This is a genomic window from Pseudomonas nitroreducens, from assembly GCF_024170165.1.
Lineage (GTDB): Bacteria > Pseudomonadota > Gammaproteobacteria > Pseudomonadales > Pseudomonadaceae > Pseudomonas > Pseudomonas nitroreducens_C.
The window spans coordinates 1-15,676 of sequence record NZ_JALJXP010000021.1 but is presented as its reverse complement, the minus strand read 5'-3'; the positions used below and the strand labels follow the sequence as shown (position 1 = coordinate 15,676).

Below are 15,676 nucleotides of genomic sequence, written 5' to 3'. Positions count from 1 at the left end.
GATGACGCGCATGGAATCAAAGACGCTCGAAGCAGGCAATGAGGCGCAGCCGGATGCCGTGCTTCTACAAAAAAGGATGTATGGTTTTGGTTTCGATTCAGGTGCGTGGTGAGGACAAGACCGCAGAGATCACCAATTGGTGGATCTGGAGCGATAAGCACGAAGGTCTGCAACTGAGGTGCTCTTATCTTAAAAAGGGCAAGGCGGCACACGCATACGCACTTAATGATTGCATTATCTCGCCCTGCCGTGAGCTCGGCAAAATGTTGCTGATCGAACCCGGTAGCACGATTGTCACTCCCGCCGCCAAGGCGACTATCTACGGCGAACGCTATGCCGTGGTGTTTTATCAAGACTCGGGGCAGCCTTACGTCCGCAAGATGGACGGCATCAGCTTTGCCGAACCGACGGCGATGAAGGATGCACCGGTCTTTCACTATTTCTCAGCGGTAGCCAAAGCCCGACAGGATCGTGCCGAATCGGAGAGTGACCGTAAGATCGCCGCCAATATCGTGCTCCAATTGGAAAAGCTGCCCGCTAGTGCCGACACAGCCTTACAAGCCTATTGCACTGGGCGCATCGGCACGTTAACGCCGGGACAGGGACTGATCTATCCGTTCGGGTTGAACGAGAGCCAGCTCGCTGCAGTCGAGCAAGCCTTCCATGCGCAAGTCAGTGTGATTGAAGGCCCGCCGGGGACCGGTAAGACCCAGACCATTCTCAATATCCTCGCCAATATCCTGTTGCGTAGACAGACGGTTGCGGTGCTATCCAACAACAATGCGGCGGTGGAAAACGTCTACGAGAAGCTGGAGAAATGCGGGCTGGGGCACCTGATCGCCAAGCTCGGCAATAAGGACAACCGCGAGGACTTCTTCGCTGACCTACCTCCCTGGCCATCGAGCGAGTCTGAGCCCGCACCGACGCTGGACGAAATTCAAACCTTGCTGGCCCGTTTGAAGCAACACTTGCACAACCACAATCGGGCGGCACAACTGCAAGTCGAACTCGACGAGCTAATCATCGAGCGGCGTTACCTGCAGCAGTGGCAGGCAGACAACGGCATACAGGCTGCCACCTCGCTGGAGAGGTACGGCTTGTCGCCGCGCAAAACTGCGGACCTGATGGCCTACTTGGCTCATCTAGGTGAGCAGCGCATTCGTCTCAAGGACCGCATCGAGCTGCTGTTCAACTTCAGGATTTTCCGCACCAAAGCATTTGCGCAGGGTGATGCGCGCTTGTCTGTCTTTCATGCCCTACAGATGCACTACTACGACAAGGCGTTGCAAGACACGGAAGCCGAGTTGCAGGCGTGCCGCGATTCGTTGGAGCGCGGCAACTTTATGGCGTTGCTGGATGAGCTGAAAACGGCATCGATGCGCCATCTGAAGCAGCAATTACAGCGCCAGGCGCCGCCGTCGGTCAGCTTCGATGTCAAAACGTACCGTCAACAGTTCGATGCCTTCCTCCAACGCTTTCCGATTCTCGGCAGCGGCACTCACTCCATCGTCAATTCGATCGCGCCAGGAGCAATCCTCGATTACGTGATCATCGACGAAGCCTCGCAGCAGGACATCGTGCCGGGCATTTTAGCCTTGGGCTGCGCGAGAAATCTGATCGTCGTCGGCGACAACCGCCAATTGCCGCATATACCCGTGATACTGGGCCTGCCGGCGCCCGCCGAGGCCTACGAGTGCGAGCGCTACAGTCTGCTCGATTCATGCATCGAAGTGTTCCAGGATGCACTGCCCAAAACGCTGCTGAAAGAGCATTACCGCTGCCATCCTAGAATTATCCAGTTTTGCAATCAGCAGTTCTACGAGAATGCACTGGTGCCTATGACGGAGGACAAGGGCGAAGCTCCACTGCGCCTGGTGGTGACTGCCAAAGGCAACCACGCTCGCCAGAACACCAACCTGCGAGAGCTGGACTCCCTGCTCAAGTTGCTCAACGACGAGGAAGAGGAGAAGCCGGTCGCGCTGCACGATGACGGACGGGGCTTCATCGCACCGTTCAGGGCACAAGTCAACCTCTCCGGAACGCAACTGCCACCGGATTTTGTCAGGGACACAGTGCATAAGTTCCAGGGCAGAGAGTGTGACGAGATCGTATTCTCCACCGTGCTGGACAAGAAGCGCTACAACCAAGTGCGTAAACGCCTAGATTTCGTCGATGACCCAAGCATGATCAACGTGGCGGTGTCGCGGGCCAAGCACCGCTTCACACTAGTAACAGGCGACGAGGTATTCACGGGTAACAACGGACACATCGCGGCTCTGATGCGCTACATCACCTATTACGCGCCGGAGGAGCAGATCGTGCGCGCCCCCGTGGTGTCGGCATTCGACTTGCTGTATCGGGAGTTCAACCTGTCCCTGGCGAGCCTGGACGCCCGTCTGCGGCCTGAAGATTCCCGCTACAAGTCCGAGCAGATAGTGGCGCAACTGCTGCGCGATGCACTGTCCATCCCAGCGTGCCACTCTCTGATGTCCCACTCGCAGATAAAACTAGATCAGATCGCTTCGCCGAATAACCCAGCCTGGACAAACATCGAACGGACCTTCATGGCGCGCGCCAGTTGCGATTTCGTGATCTATTACAAGGTAGGTAAGACCCCCGTGGGGGTGATCGAGGTCGATGGTGGCTCCCATGACCGCCCCGACCAGGCGGCGCGGGACGCCTTGAAAAATGGCATTCTAGAGAAAAGCGGCATTCCCATTCTGCGCCTGCGCACGGTCGAGAGCCGGATCGAGGAAAGAATCGACAGTTTTATCGCTCAGTGGGTTAGTCCTAGGCCTGGGTATAAGGCGGAAGCGCAATGACCGGGGCATGCCCCGCGTTGGCGAAGATACGTTCAGCCTTGAACAGACCGGCCACCGTGCAGTGGCGCAATACCTCATTGCACAGCCTGCGGAACAAATCGATAGCCGACAACGGCCCGCAGCCCGACCTGTCAGTACAATCAGGAGGAGCTAAGGCAGTGCCCGTCGATCCGGCAGCTCCACGATTTCAGCGCCATTTTCTCGCACTTCTCGCATGACGCGAATCCAATGTTCTGGGCATTGTCCTCGATATAAGATCGAGAGCAATTGTAAAGGTGGATGAAAGACTATGACGCGTGCAGATACTGCAGACACCGACTCCACACTTGGAGAGTTCTTAGATCTTCTGGCTGCGGATATCGCTAGCCATCCCGACCGATTGCAAGTCGTTTACACTGAGATAAGAAAGCACGCGCAGTGCTTGGTTGAAGGCATTGAGGTAGATCTTGACTTGCCACTTAGTGAGGATGATGAGTGAGTTGAGTGCAGTTCAGCATTACTGCAGCAGACTTCGCAAATTGCTTCGCTGTGCCATTTTTACCAAGCCAATGGCTGGATGATTGCTTACGGAAGCCGGGAGACCAACCTCAGCGAGCAGGTCAGGTAGCGACATCAAACGATGTGCTTCCTCTCTTAGTTGTTCAAATGCCTCATCTGCAGAAATCCATCGTGATACGGCTGTGCAGACCTGTCGCCAATCAATAACTCCACCTCGCTCAATCGGTTGAGACCAGCGCGTCGATCGACTAATGCCCTCTTCGTCCATAACCATCGGGGCTAAGTCATAGATGGGGGCTAGGCGTAGTACTGGGGCGCGAATCACCGATGTGTTGCGGCCATGGTTGTCGCTGTTCCCTAAAACAACGTTGATCAGATCGCGCCGCACATACTCGAAGACAAGTTTTGGAATCTGCGCTGCTTGTCCTGCCGCAAGCCAAAGCTCTGCTAGCGAATCGAGTACCGAGACATGATCCAGACGGGTGCCTGGAACTGTCACGCCCATGATGGAGTAGATCGACTCGACTGGATGCCTGAGAACTTGCCCCGCTGTCGCATTTCGATCAAAGCGCCTCATCCACAGGCTGGGCTCAGGGCCTTCCTCTAGCCGCATATCGTCAGTGTAAGCCGTTTCTATTCCGAGCTGATGCAGGGCTTTGTAGTAGCAGTACTCCGCTCGAAGAATGTCCCGATCCGTGGCCGTTTTGCGGTTGCGAGCAAATTTGACGAGCCAGTGGTTTCTCGCCTCTGCATCGTTAACCAGCCCATCTGTACTGAATTGATCGTCGGAGACCTCCGCCAATAGCAGCTTAGGCGCTTCACCATTTGCTCCTAGACCGCATGCTAGGACGCTGTCTGGCAGCGCCCACGGAGTACCCCATTGGATGATCTCTTCACGGCGATACGTCGGCTGTGGCAACCCTGGGTTTGGCTCAGAAGGTTTCACCCGGAGGTGGCCTATCGAGTGGGCTGCATAATGCTGCAGTAGGAATACGTCTGTTGATTGTGTCTGCCGCGCTACCTGGTGCGACAGGTTGAGCAATGTTCTGCGCGACGCTCCAGATGGAACCAGATCGTGAAGGAACGCAGGGGCGCTTCTTTCAACATGGACATCCCAGTCCAAGGGGAGGTTTGCGCTGACAGTCGCAGCAGGGGGACTCGCATCGCTCGCGAACTCTATGAGGTATTCGGGCAGGTAATGAAAGCTGCACAGCCCCATCAACCCTCGCTGCGAGTCCAGTGTGATTCTCATCGCGTCATGCCAATTGCCGTTCAGAAACGCCTGCAATGTCAGATGGCTCATCAGCCCTCCTTAGCGATCTGCTGAGTGGTTGGGCGGCACTGCCATTGTTCGGATATGGCGCCAACGCAGTCCTTTGGGGGATCGCTGCATTTGCTCCTTGGCCTTGGCTGCAAATTTTCGCTGTCGTGGGGCTAGACTATATCTGAAATTCGGATACTCTAGCGCAGTGGCTGAGCTAATCAGCTCCTGATAACCTCCGCATCCATATCTCTTGGGATAGCCGGTTATTATGGGGGGAGAGAGAAATGGCTCCATTTCCCTTCGCCCGCTCCAGAACACCCTGCCGAACCCCTGAAATGCCTAGCGTTTCAGGGGTTTTGCGTTTTTGGGGGGCGGGAAGGTGTCGAAAAAGTGTCGAGACTGCACGCTTGCCATCATGGAAGGAGGCACCGCATGCGATACCCCTGTGGTAACCCTGTGAGGATTGGCGATCCTGTGCTGATCGAGTCTGGCCGGACGCCGGGAGTGATTGAAGCAGTCATCGAGACGGCTGAAGACATGCGCGAATGGCATGTCGACGAACCTGGAGTTCTAGTCAGGGCGGAACCGTTTGGCCTCGTGTTCTGGCCTGCGAGCAACAGCGCCCCTGTGATCCTGGCAGCCAGGTAAGCTCAGTGACTGGCGCTCTGTGCGGCTCTTCTCCAGGATGGCTCACAGAGAATTAGCGAAGCTGCCCTGTTGCCCGCAAAGGAACGCAGTATGTTGATTGATGCAACGTTCGTGGACCCTCTTAAAGAGTGCGGCTCATTCGGCGAGACAGTCCAAGCTGCTCAGCAGAAGAACAAAGAAATCGATGCTTCAGGTATCAACGGAAAAATCTTCCACCAGTACGCTTTCAACGGAAGAGAGCTCGTCATCGACGCGGGCGACAACACCTATCTTCACATCTTCTCTGATAACGGCATCGTCAAATGGGAAGTCCAATCAACGCCCCTGTCGATCAACGCCCTCTCTCTGAACGAGAGAATCGCCTTTCGAATCCCCAGCGGCGCAGTGATTCCTTGGAGTTGGAAAGAGACACTCGAAGAGTTTCAAGGAAAGCAGTTCGCCATTTCAGCAAGCGATCAGCATCTGTTTCTTTTTTGGCGTGGAGGCAAAGAGCATATGATTTCGTTGCTAAGAAACACGTCAAATGACGAAATCTACATGTTGATAGATGAAGCGTAGCTTTTGCGGTTTTTTCGCCTGTCCCATCGCTTCAAATTACAAAGGCTCGATTCTCCTCACTCGCTCCAGCCCCTAGCGACCCCATGAAACTATCAGCATCTCTGAGAGGTTGCTCCCTCGAGGCTGAGACGGTGTGCAGAAGTGTCGACACTTGGCTCTCGAGCAATGTCAGAATCCCTCTTCCGCCACTGTAGAAATGGAAGGCTCCAATGCTCGGACGCATTGCCACTGTCTGTTTCGTCATCATGCTGCCATTGAGCTCAGTCCTCGCCGCTTCAGACCCGGACTGCCCGTCTCAAGAATCTGCAATCGCTGAACTCAAGTTGATTTTGAAGAACGATCCGGCAGCCCTGGCAGTAGAAACATCAAAGAAGAAGCCTCCCTACTTCCTGGCCGTCCAGGGCTACGCGACGGAAGTCCCTGGGATTGCAGAGAGCGAGCTGCGATGTGTCTATCTACATGCCTCCGTAAAGTCTCTCCCCGCTACCTCCGATGTCCTTTGTACCGATGAGATTGTGGCGCTTCAGCCTATAGCCAGAGACTTTGCAGCCAAATACAACTCAGCGCTGAAGCAAGCACTCAGCCTGCAGTGTCCCTGACATCGGACTAACGGACTGACTATCAGGGGCACATGCGTCAGCTGCACGACCAGCGAAAGCCGACCAACTCTCACCGTTGGCTTTTTTCGCCCTGTCAGGGTCTTGTAAACTCCGTGGCACACCTACATCCCCGGACCCCGCCGCATGCCCGCCCTCGTCCCGCACCGGCAATCCCTGTCCTGGCTCCTGCTCCCCCTCCTCCTTCTATTGATCCGCCCTGCCTGGGCCGATCAGGTGGTCGACGCTGCCAGCGTCACCACACAGCCGCTCACGCTGACCACCTACGTCTCCGTCCTCGAAGACCCGACCGGCAAGCTGACGCTGGCAGATGTGCAATCCCCCGAGCAGCAGGCGCGTTTCAAGGGCGACCAGCCGTCGGGAAGTGCGCTGGCGATGGGTTTCACTCGTTCGGCGTTCTGGTTGAAGGTGCAGCTGAGCAACTCCAGCGACGCGCCGTTGCAGCGGTTTCTGGTCGTGGAGAACCCTCGGGTGTCCCACGTGCAGGCGAACATCCCGCAGGCGGATGGCTCGTTCAAAACCATCAACACCGGCAGCGATGTGCCGCAGTCGAGCAAGGTCTACCCGAACCGCAATTTCGTCTTCCCGCTGAACCTGCCGGCGCAATCGGAGCAGGTGGTGTACCTGCGGGTGGAGTCGAGCATCGGTTTGCTGGTGCCGTTGCAGTTGTGGCCGGTGAAGGCGTTCCACGCTTACGAACGCGACGATTACACGGGCAAGGCGTGGTACTTCGGCATCGCCATGGCGATGATCCTGTTCAACCTGATGCTGCTGTTCGCCCTGCGCGACCCGATCTACCTGCTCTACGTGGTATTCGTCAGCTGCACGGCCTCGGCGCTGGCGATCAAGAACGGCCTGGCGCCGGACTGGTCGATCTTCGGCGTGCCGCTCAATTCGAACATCGTCTACTACTCGGGCGTGTCGCTGGCCCTCGCTGCGCTGCTGCTGTTCGCGCGGCGGATGATGCAGCTCGAGCGCATCCTGCCGCGCCTGGACTGGGTGCTGCGCGGGATGATCGTGCTGTACCTGCTCAGCCTCGTCGCCTATGCGTTCGCGCTGCCCTATGTGTCCCGCGCGGGCATCCTGCTGAACTTTGCCACGGCAGTGGTGCTGCTGGCCGCGGCCATCGTCTGCGCCTTCAAGCGCCAGCGCAGCGCGCTCTTCTTCCTGGCGGCCTTCGCCCTGCTGATGCTCGGTGGGGCGATGACCTCGCTGCGCGCCATGGGCATCGTGCCGACCAACCTGTTCACCGTGGACGGCCTGCAGCTGGGCTCGGCAATGGAGATGATCGTGCTGGCCTTCGCCCTCGCCGATCGCTTCAACGTGATGCGCCGGGAGAAGGCTCGGGTGCAGGAGGAACTGATCCAGGCCCAGCAGCAGCTTGTGGATAACCTGCGCAGCTCCGAGCACGAACTGGAACTGCGCGTCGCCGAGCGCACCGACGAGCTGCGCGAGCTGAACAACCAGCTGGAAGCCATGAGCCTGACCGACGCGCTCACCGGCATCGCCAACCGCCGTCGCTTCGACCAGGTGCTGGAACAGGAATGGGGGCACGCGCGCCGCTCCGGCGAGCTGCTGGCCCTGGCGATCGTGGATGTGGACTGGTTCAAGCGCTACAACGACCACTACGGCCACCCGGCCGGCGACGCCTGCCTGCGGGACATCGCCCAGGCACTGGCGACGACGGTCAACCGCTCCACCGACCTGGTGGCGCGCTATGGCGGCGAGGAGTTCGTCTTCCTTGCGCCGATGACCGATATCGCCGGTGTGCGCGGCATGGCGAACAAGCTGCTGCAGGCGGTGGAGAACCTAGCCCTGCCCCACGAGCTTTCGCCGCTGGGGCGGGTGAGCGTGAGCATCGGTGTCGCGGCTTCGCTGCCGGGCAAGGAAAGCTCGGCAGATGCACTGGTAGAACGAGCAGATGCGGCGCTGTACGAGGCGAAGAAGCAGGGGCGGAATCAGGTGACGAGAGGCTAACCCCACCGTCACCTGAGAGTCAAAGAGGTGTCGCCAGGAAGAAGTTTCCGAAGTCTTTGGACGTCTGAATGGAGAGCTTCACGTTCCCGTAGGAGCGAACCTGACCGTCGATCATGGCAGAGATGCCATTGAGCACCTCTCGATACTCGACATTGTTGGTCGCCGCTGTCATGGCGGCGGCGCCAAGCATCAGCACATCCACCCCCGATGCCGGGCTACCATCTCCGCTGCCGATCGCCACGACTTCGAGTACCTCTCCGGACTTCGAAAGGGAAGCCAGTACCGATACATACGGACCGACGTTCGCTTTCCAGGAGTCATTGACCGCCCCGCTCTGAACATCTGCCTTGGTAATCCGATATCCCTTGTTCAGGCTGGTCAGCAATTCACCCAACCGCTGCGCATACTGCTGTTGTGCGACATGCCCAGGGTCTTGCGTGCCGGCTCTGCGGCTACCTGCAGAGGAGGACTCTCTTCTTTCGCAATCTCTGCAGAGTTCTCCTGCTGGCTCTGATCACTGATCAGTCCGATAGATGACGCCACAGCAATTGCCAATATCGCCACCACAAAACCTAGGCAGGCACCGGCGATATTGCGCAGAAACCAGTTATGACCAGCACGCTTCATCCGACCGCCAAGCCATGCCCATACAGCCGCCAGAGATCCGAAGAACAATGCCAGGATGAATACATTTTCCATTTCTAAAGCTTCCTTAGGAACGATACTCGAATTGCATCGATGGGGGCCGCAGGCGGACCGGGAAGTAGATCATTGGGCCAAGACGGAGCCAGTTTCGGATCTGGCGCTTTCACTCAGAATCCGCCGGTACTCGCTCTGATACTGCTCATACGGCAGATTGCGCTGCTGCAGTTCAGCGAGCTTCTGCTCAAGGGATGCCTGTTCGGCCGCCTTCGTCGGTGGAATCGGCGCAGGTTCGGATCGGGCAATGGAACTGGCGCCACGCACGTCCGCAACGATGGACTGCGACAACGCTTCCAGCTGCTTGTCCGTCATCGCCGAGAGTATGCCTTCCCACGCACTGGACGACGTGTCGTAGTTGCGCGAGCCCATGAGCTTGCCGGTCTGTGCGTCAAGGTATTGCACCTCGGAATTGACCCAGGCATTACCGACCATCACGCCAAGATTCACCCGCTCCCCGGTGGTCAGGTAACGGAAGTTCGTGACGTTGATCTGGACCAGAGTGGCGGGCGCCTGCGTCAGGCGCGCTTCTCCCACCTGTTCCGAATACTTCAGGCCCGCCGCCGCAGCCTGGCGTTGCATGGCATTCATCCAGACGTTGCGCAGTACGCCCCACTCCGCATTGTTCTGCACCCGCTCGGTGCCCGTGATGTTGAGCACGATGGCGCCACGCGTGTCGGAGTAGAGCGCCAGCGGTTCCTCGGCAGACTTTTTCACGTGCGCGGAACACCCCGTCAGCAACACCATGAGCAATGCAGCGATCAGCCTCATACGACCTCCTTGTCAGCGATGAGCTCATTTTGACATCAGTCGGCCACAGAATGGAAAGGGGCGGATGCACTATCCGCCCCTTCGCTCACTCAGGCCCCCGCCTTCGCCCCATCCCTCTCCTTCAGCAACGCCTGAATCACCTGCTCCTGCTCCTCATACCCACCCTCGCCGATCGACAGGTGGCGAATCCGCCCCTGGGCGTCGATGAAGTAGTGCGCCGGCCAGTACTGGTTCGCGAAGGCGTTCCAGATCCGGTACTGGTTATCCAGCGCAACGGGGTAGTGGATGTCGTGCTGCTTCACCGCCTCGCGGACATTGGCCGGGACGCGTTCGAAGGGGTATTCCGGAGTATGCACGCCGATCACCACTAGGCCCTGGTCGGCGTACTTCTTCGCCCAGGCGTTCACGTACGGCAAGCTGTGCTGGCAGTTGATGCAGTCGTAGGTCCAGAAGTCGACCAGAACCACCTTGCCGCGCAGGTCGCGCAGGTTCAGTTCGGGGCTGTTGACCCATTCCACCGCGCCCTGCAGTTCCGGCGCCGGGCCGAGGTCGGGCAGGCGTTCGGCGCCGTGGGCCATGTCGCCGGGCATCAGTTGGCTGATCAGCGCGGGCACGCCGTCGATGACCTTGCGCTCCAGGCTGTTCACCAGCGTGGATGAGCTGCCGGAAGCCAGTTGCGCACTGGTGCCGCTGGCGATACCGACCACGGCCAGCAGGGCGAGTACGCCGGTGGCGCGGCGCAGGCCTTCGATGACGGCCATGCGCGGGCGCAGGTGCTGCATCAGCCGACGGCCGGCGAAGAGCACAACGCCCAGCACGGTGGCGCTGCCCAGGCCGTAGGCGAACAGCAGCAGGCTGGTCTGCGCGCTCGGGCCTTGCAGCATGGCGCTGGAGAGAATCAGCCCCAGCACCGGCCCGGCACAGGGCGCCCACAGCAGGCCGGCGGCAAAGCCCAGCACCCACGCGGAGAGTGCCGGCGGCAGGCGGCGAGATTCGCCGTGCAGGCGATCGCCGATCCACGCCCAGGGCTTGGCCAGCCAATCACTGAAACGCGGCCAGAGCAGCGCAACGGCGGAAACCGACAGCAGCGCGAGGGCGAAGTAACGGCCCCACTCGCTGGCGGCAATCACCCAGTTGCTGGAGACCGTCGCCAGGCTCGCCAGCACGGCGAAGCCGCTGGCGAGGCCGAGCAGCGTGACCCACGGCGACCACGCCGGGCCGCCGGCGCGCTGCAGCAACAGGGGCAGTACGGGAAGGATGCAGGGGCTGAGCAGGGTCAGCGCCCCGCCGAGAAAGGCGATGAGCAACATGGGCACCTCGGTGGGCCGTCGGCCCGTGGGGTTCACGCTTGGGATAAACGCCGGGGAATGAATGCCGCGGCCGTTCATGGCCGCGGCTTCAGGGGAATCAGCCGCCTTCGTTGCAGTCGGTGGCGAACTTGCGATAGGCCAGGCTGTGCGGCTGGCCGCTGGAATCCAGGTAGTCCATGCGGGCGTTGACGATGCCGCAGTCGAACGGCGAGGCGTTCTCTTCGTGGATGGCCAGGACGCGCTTCACGTCGAGTTTCTGGCCGTAGTGGTAAGGCTCGGCGGGCTGGGTGTCGGCGGCCTGGGCGCTGAAGCTGGCGAAGGCGGCGACGGCTGCGAAGAGGCAAGCGTTGGCGAGTTGGATGGCTTTCATGGGAGTTCTCCTGTCCTGTGTCGGGTTTGGCCGGCGTGGGCTGTGTGCCTCGCCGTTGGTGCCCATTTCACGTTCAGGAGGTATCGGGCTTGTGTCGCGCAACGCCCGGGTTTGCCGCGCCGGGTATCGGCGGCGGCTGTAGATACAGTGGAATACAAAGCACGGCAGGCAAGCGCGGCGCTGCGCTATAAACTCGCCTCAACCCACTACGAACGAGGCACCGGCATGGACCATGTCGATCACGTACTGATCGTCGACGACGACCGCGAGATCCGCGAGCTGGTCGGCAACTACCTGAAGAAGAACGGCCTGCGCGTGAGCCTGGCAGCGGACGGCCGGCAGATGCGCGCCTTCCTCGATGGCAACAGCGTCGACCTGATCGTCCTCGACATCATGATGCCCGGCGACGACGGCCTGAAGCTGTGCCGCGAATTGCGCGTGGGCAAGCACAAGTCCACCCCGGTGCTGATGCTCACCGCGCGCAACGACGAGACCGACCGCATCATCGGCCTGGAAATGGGCGCCGACGACTACCTCACCAAGCCCTTCTCCGCCCGCGAGCTGCTGGCACGGATCAACGCCGTGCTGCGCCGCACCCGCATGCTGCCGCCGAACCTGCAGGTCAGCGAGGCCAGCCGGCTGATCGGCTTCGGCCGCTGGAAACTCGACACCACCGCGCGCCACCTGCTCGATGAAGACGGCACCCTGGTCGCCCTGAGCGGCGCCGAGTACCGCCTGTTGCGCGTGTTCGTCGATCACCCGCAGCGCGTGCTCAGCCGTGAGCAACTGCTGAACCTCACCCAGGGCCGCGAGGCGGACATCTTCGACCGCTCCATCGACCTGCTGGTCAGCCGCCTGCGCCAGCGCCTGCTGGATGACGCCCGCGAGCCGGCCTATATCAAGACGGTGCGCAGCGAAGGCTACGTCTTCGCCCTGGCCGTCGAACTGCTCGAGCCCAACGCATGAAATCCGTCCTGCACTGGCCACGCACGCTGGCCGCGCGCCTGGCGCTGATCTTCCTCGCCGGGCTGGTGTTCGCCTACAGCCTGTCGTTCTGCTCGCAGTTCTACGAGCGCTACCAGAGCGCCCGGAGCATGATGCTGGGCAACCTGGAGACCGACGTCAGCACCGCCGTCGCCCTGCTCGACCGCCTGCCCAAGGACGAACGCGAGGCCTGGCTGCCGATGGTGCAGCGGCCCAACTACCGCTACCGGCTGGATGGCGGTGAACCGGGCGAGCCGATGAACATGGCGCAAGCGCCGATGGCCGCGACGTCCATCGCCGATGCCATCGGCCCGCGGTACGCGCTGCGCTTCGAGGACATTCCCGGCTCCATTCCGCACTTCCAGGCGCACCTCAAGCTCGCCGACGGCATGCCGCTGACCATCGACGTGACGCCCAAGGGCGTGCCTGTGGCGCAGTGGCTGCCCTGGGTGCTGATCGTGCAACTGGCGCTGCTGCTGTTCTGCACCTGGATCGCCGTACGCCTGGCGATCCGCCCGCTGACGCGTCTGGCCCAGGCCGTGGATCACCTCGACCCGGACGCCCCGGCGCCCGAGCTGGACGAACGCGGCCCCAGCGAAGTCGCCTACGCTGCCCGTGCCTTCAATGCGCTGCAGGGCCGCATCGGCTCCTATCTAAAGGAGCGCATGCAGTTGCTCGCCGCCATCTCCCACGACCTGCAGACACCCATCACGCGGATGAAGCTGCGCGTCGAGCAGATGGACGACTCGCCCGAGCGCGAGCGCCTGTGGAGCGACCTGGAGGAGATGCAGCACCTGGTCCGCGAAGGTGTGGCCTACGCGCGCAGCATGGACGGCGCCAGCGAGGCGGCGGTGAAGGTCAACCTCGATTCATTCCTCGACAGCCTCGTCCTCGACTACCAGGACAGCGGCCAGTCCGTGGAGCTGCAGGGCAACAGCAACGCCGTGCTGGAAACCCGTCCCCACGCGCTGCGCCGGGTGCTCACCAACCTGGTGGACAACGCCCTGAAGTTCGGCGGCTCCGCCCAGGTGGAAGTCGAGCGCAGTGCCCAGGGCGTCGTGTGCGTTCGTGTACTCGACGACGGCCCTGGCATTCCCGAGGAAGAACTCACTGAAGTGGTGAAACCCTTCTACCGCGTGGAAAGCTCGCGCAACCGCAGCACCGGTGGCACCGGCCTCGGGCTGGCCATCGCCCAGCAGCTGAGCCAGGCGCTGGGCGGCACGCTGAGCCTGTCCAACCGCACCAGCGGCGGCCTGTGCGTGCAGCTGGAACTGCCGCCCGCCAAGTAACCTACAGAGAGATACAAGACGGCCTTCCCCGGACACATCCGGGATAAGGCCCGACGTCAGGATGGCTCCACGAACAGCGGCGGCACCCCGCCCGCCGCGTTCCCCCAAAGGAGCCCGCCATGACCCGTCCCGCCGAACCTGCCCGCCTGCATGGCTGGCGCCTGTTTTCCCTGCTATCGCTGCTGGTGCTGATCGCCGCCGCGCTGGCCCTGTGGTCACAGCCGCAAGGGGTGGAAGCGCTGCGCAGCTCGATCCGCGTCACCGCCCGCACCTCCTTCGCCCTGTTCCTCGCCACCTTCCTCGCTTCATCCTTGTCAGCGCTGGTGCCGAGCGACTTCACCCGTGGCCTGCTGCGCGAGCGGCGCTTCCTCGGGCTGGCCTTCGCCTTCTCCCACGCCGTGCACGCGGTGCTGATCATCCTCTACGTGAAGTGCTTCCCCGAGACCTTCTGGCACGGCCGTAGCGTCGCCGCGAACATCCCCGGCTCGGTCGGCTACCTGTTCATCATCCTGCTGACCATCACCTCTTTCCCCTACGCGGTGAAGCTGCTCGGCGCCCGCGTCTGGAAAGGTCTGCACAGCACCGGCACCTGGGTGATCGCCGGGGTTTTCCTGCTGTCCTTCTACAAGCGCCTGCCGATGGGCTCCTGGTACCCGCTGGGCTTCGGCCTGATCTTCAGCGCCATCGCCTTCAAGCTCATCGCCAAGCTGGCCGTCCGCCTGCGTCGTAACGCCCGCCCCGCGCTGCCGAACGCCTGATCCCGACTTCCTCCACGACCGATTGCCCACACCATTGCCCACGAGGTGCGCCATGACCCTGCTGACCCTGAACCCGCTCAAGACCGTCTTCGACCAACTCGACCGCCTCGCTGCCTGGGGCTGGGACATTCCACTGCGGCTGTTCCTGGCCTGGGAATTCTTCGAATCGGGCCTGGAGAAATGGCACGGCGACAACTGGTTCGAACAGATCCACGCCAGCTTCCCCTTCCCCTTCAACCACTTCTCCGCCGGCTTCGACTGGCAGGTATCGATGTGGGCCGAGCTGATCGCACCGGTGATGCTGCTCCTGGGGCTGGCCACCCGCTTCGCCTCGTCTTCGCTGATCGTGGTGACCCTGGTCGCCATCGCCGCGGTGCACTGGCCGGCGCAGTGGTCGAGCCTGGCGGAACTGGCCCAGGGCTACTCGATCACCGACCATGGTTTCGGCAACTACAAGCTGCCGCTGATCTACCTGGTGGCGTTGGTGCCGCTGGTGTTGAAGGGTTCGGGCGCGCTGAGTGTGGATGGGGTGGTGCGGCGCTTCCTGGGAGCTGCGCGGAAAGTCTGATCGGCTAGCGACTCGTCTGTTCAACCAGCGACGCCCTCCCCCTTTGGAGAGGGCGTTTTTGTTTGTCTGCGGGAAGCCCGTGCCTGGAGTTGAGCGCGGACTTTGTCCGCTGTTCGCGGGCATGGCCCGCTTCTACAAGGTGCGTATGACCCTCGGGCTTCCCGCCGCGCAGCTGAGACCGTAGGGCGCATAACGCGCAAGCGTTATCCGCCGTCGTGGTATCGGCGGATAACCCGTCCCGGGTTATTCGCCCTACGCAAATCGATGGGTATCGCTGCGCTCCACACCATCCTACGCATGCGTTTTCCGGAGAAAACGGCACAGCTCGGTTCGCGAGCAAGCTCGCTCCTACGAAAAGCCAATGCCTCACCCCGCCCAGGCTCTGGCTCCGGCTCCGGCTCTGGCTCTGGCTCTGAAGACTTCCAGAGAAGTATCCGCACACGCCGAATGCCCCGTTCAGGAGGCCTCGTTGAAGCGGAGTTTCAGGGGTTGAGCGACATGGATGTCGCGAGAGCGCTGTCGGGCCAGGGATGGCCCGTCAGC

The 15,676-nt window shown here is 61.0% G+C and carries 15 protein-coding genes; 9 read left to right on the top strand and 6 right to left on the bottom strand.

What is annotated here, in order from left to right; translation table 11 throughout:
• Positions 1-86: 86 nt before the first annotated feature.
• Together J2T47_RS28425 and J2T47_RS29370 are read left to right on the top strand one after the other, a co-directional pair.
• A complete protein-coding gene (locus tag J2T47_RS28425; RefSeq protein WP_253454071.1) occupies positions 87-2,822 on the top strand; it encodes an AAA domain-containing protein in 2,736 nt (911 codons plus the stop codon).
• 289 nt (positions 2,823-3,111) lie between these two features.
• Positions 3,112-3,300: a type II toxin-antitoxin system PrlF family antitoxin gene (locus J2T47_RS29370; protein WP_367399517.1), complete on the top strand. Its 189-nt coding sequence runs from the start codon at positions 3,112-3,114 to the stop codon at positions 3,298-3,300.
• 18 nt (positions 3,301-3,318) lie between these two features.
• On the opposite strand, the gene J2T47_RS28420 is transcribed toward J2T47_RS29370, so the two are convergent.
• Positions 3,319-4,623, bottom strand: a complete 1,305-nt coding sequence (locus tag J2T47_RS28420) for a type II toxin-antitoxin system HipA family toxin (protein WP_253454012.1) — start codon at positions 4,621-4,623, stop codon at positions 3,319-3,321.
• 699 nt (positions 4,624-5,322) lie between these two features.
• Here J2T47_RS28420 and J2T47_RS28415 point away from each other — a divergent pair.
• The 3 genes from J2T47_RS28415 (at position 5,323) to J2T47_RS28405 (ending at position 8,384) form a co-directional block, all read left to right on the top strand.
• On the top strand, positions 5,323-5,790 hold the full coding sequence (locus J2T47_RS28415; protein ID WP_253454010.1) for a hypothetical protein: 468 nt from the start codon (positions 5,323-5,325) through the stop codon (positions 5,788-5,790).
• A gap of 209 nt (positions 5,791-5,999) precedes the next feature.
• Positions 6,000-6,389: a hypothetical protein gene (locus J2T47_RS28410; protein WP_253454008.1), complete on the top strand. Its 390-nt coding sequence runs from the start codon at positions 6,000-6,002 to the stop codon at positions 6,387-6,389.
• A 144-nt stretch (positions 6,390-6,533) separates the two neighbouring features.
• Positions 6,534-8,384, top strand: a complete 1,851-nt coding sequence (locus tag J2T47_RS28405; protein ID WP_253454006.1) for a sensor domain-containing diguanylate cyclase — start codon at positions 6,534-6,536, stop codon at positions 8,382-8,384.
• Between the two features lie 19 nt (positions 8,385-8,403).
• Here the strand turns inward: J2T47_RS28405 and J2T47_RS28400 are convergent, their stop codons facing one another.
• From J2T47_RS28400 to J2T47_RS28380, 5 genes are all read right to left on the bottom strand, one after another.
• The gene (locus J2T47_RS28400) at positions 8,404-8,769 is read right to left on the bottom strand and encodes a hypothetical protein (RefSeq protein WP_253454004.1); all 366 of its coding nucleotides are present in this window, start codon (positions 8,767-8,769) and stop codon (positions 8,404-8,406) included.
• The gene (locus J2T47_RS28395) at positions 8,763-9,083 is read right to left on the bottom strand and encodes a hypothetical protein (protein WP_253454002.1); all 321 of its coding nucleotides are present in this window, start codon (positions 9,081-9,083) and stop codon (positions 8,763-8,765) included. The genes J2T47_RS28400 and J2T47_RS28395 overlap by 7 nt, the downstream gene beginning before the upstream one ends.
• A 69-nt stretch (positions 9,084-9,152) precedes the next feature.
• On the bottom strand, positions 9,153-9,854 hold the full coding sequence (locus J2T47_RS28390; RefSeq protein WP_253454000.1) for a hypothetical protein: 702 nt from the start codon (positions 9,852-9,854) through the stop codon (positions 9,153-9,155).
• Positions 9,855-9,943: 89 nt separating this feature from the next.
• Positions 9,944-11,164, bottom strand: coding sequence for a cytochrome c biogenesis protein DipZ (locus J2T47_RS28385; RefSeq protein ID WP_253453998.1), 1,221 nt, complete (start codon positions 11,162-11,164; stop codon positions 9,944-9,946).
• A 97-nt stretch (positions 11,165-11,261) separates the two neighbouring features.
• Positions 11,262-11,534, bottom strand: coding sequence for a DUF2790 domain-containing protein (locus J2T47_RS28380; RefSeq protein WP_253453996.1), 273 nt, complete (start codon positions 11,532-11,534; stop codon positions 11,262-11,264).
• Between the two features lie 225 nt (positions 11,535-11,759).
• Between J2T47_RS28380 and J2T47_RS28375 the strand changes: the two genes are divergently transcribed.
• From J2T47_RS28375 to J2T47_RS28360, 4 genes are all read left to right on the top strand, one after another.
• On the top strand, positions 11,760-12,500 hold the full coding sequence (locus tag J2T47_RS28375) for a response regulator (protein WP_253453994.1): 741 nt from the start codon (positions 11,760-11,762) through the stop codon (positions 12,498-12,500).
• The gene (locus J2T47_RS28370) at positions 12,497-13,807 is read left to right on the top strand and encodes an ATP-binding protein (RefSeq protein ID WP_253453992.1); all 1,311 of its coding nucleotides are present in this window, start codon (positions 12,497-12,499) and stop codon (positions 13,805-13,807) included. Before J2T47_RS28375 ends, J2T47_RS28370 begins: the two co-directional genes overlap by 4 nt.
• Before the next feature lie 119 nt (positions 13,808-13,926).
• Positions 13,927-14,565 carry a ferric reductase-like transmembrane domain-containing protein gene (locus tag J2T47_RS28365; protein ID WP_253453990.1) on the top strand — a complete coding sequence of 213 codons (639 nt, stop codon included), beginning with the start codon at positions 13,927-13,929 and terminating at the stop codon, positions 14,563-14,565.
• 52 nt (positions 14,566-14,617) lie between these two features.
• Complete coding sequence (locus J2T47_RS28360) at positions 14,618-15,133, top strand: HvfX family Cu-binding RiPP maturation protein (protein ID WP_253453988.1); 516 nt, start codon at positions 14,618-14,620, stop codon at positions 15,131-15,133.
• Positions 15,134-15,676: the final 543 nt, after the last annotated feature.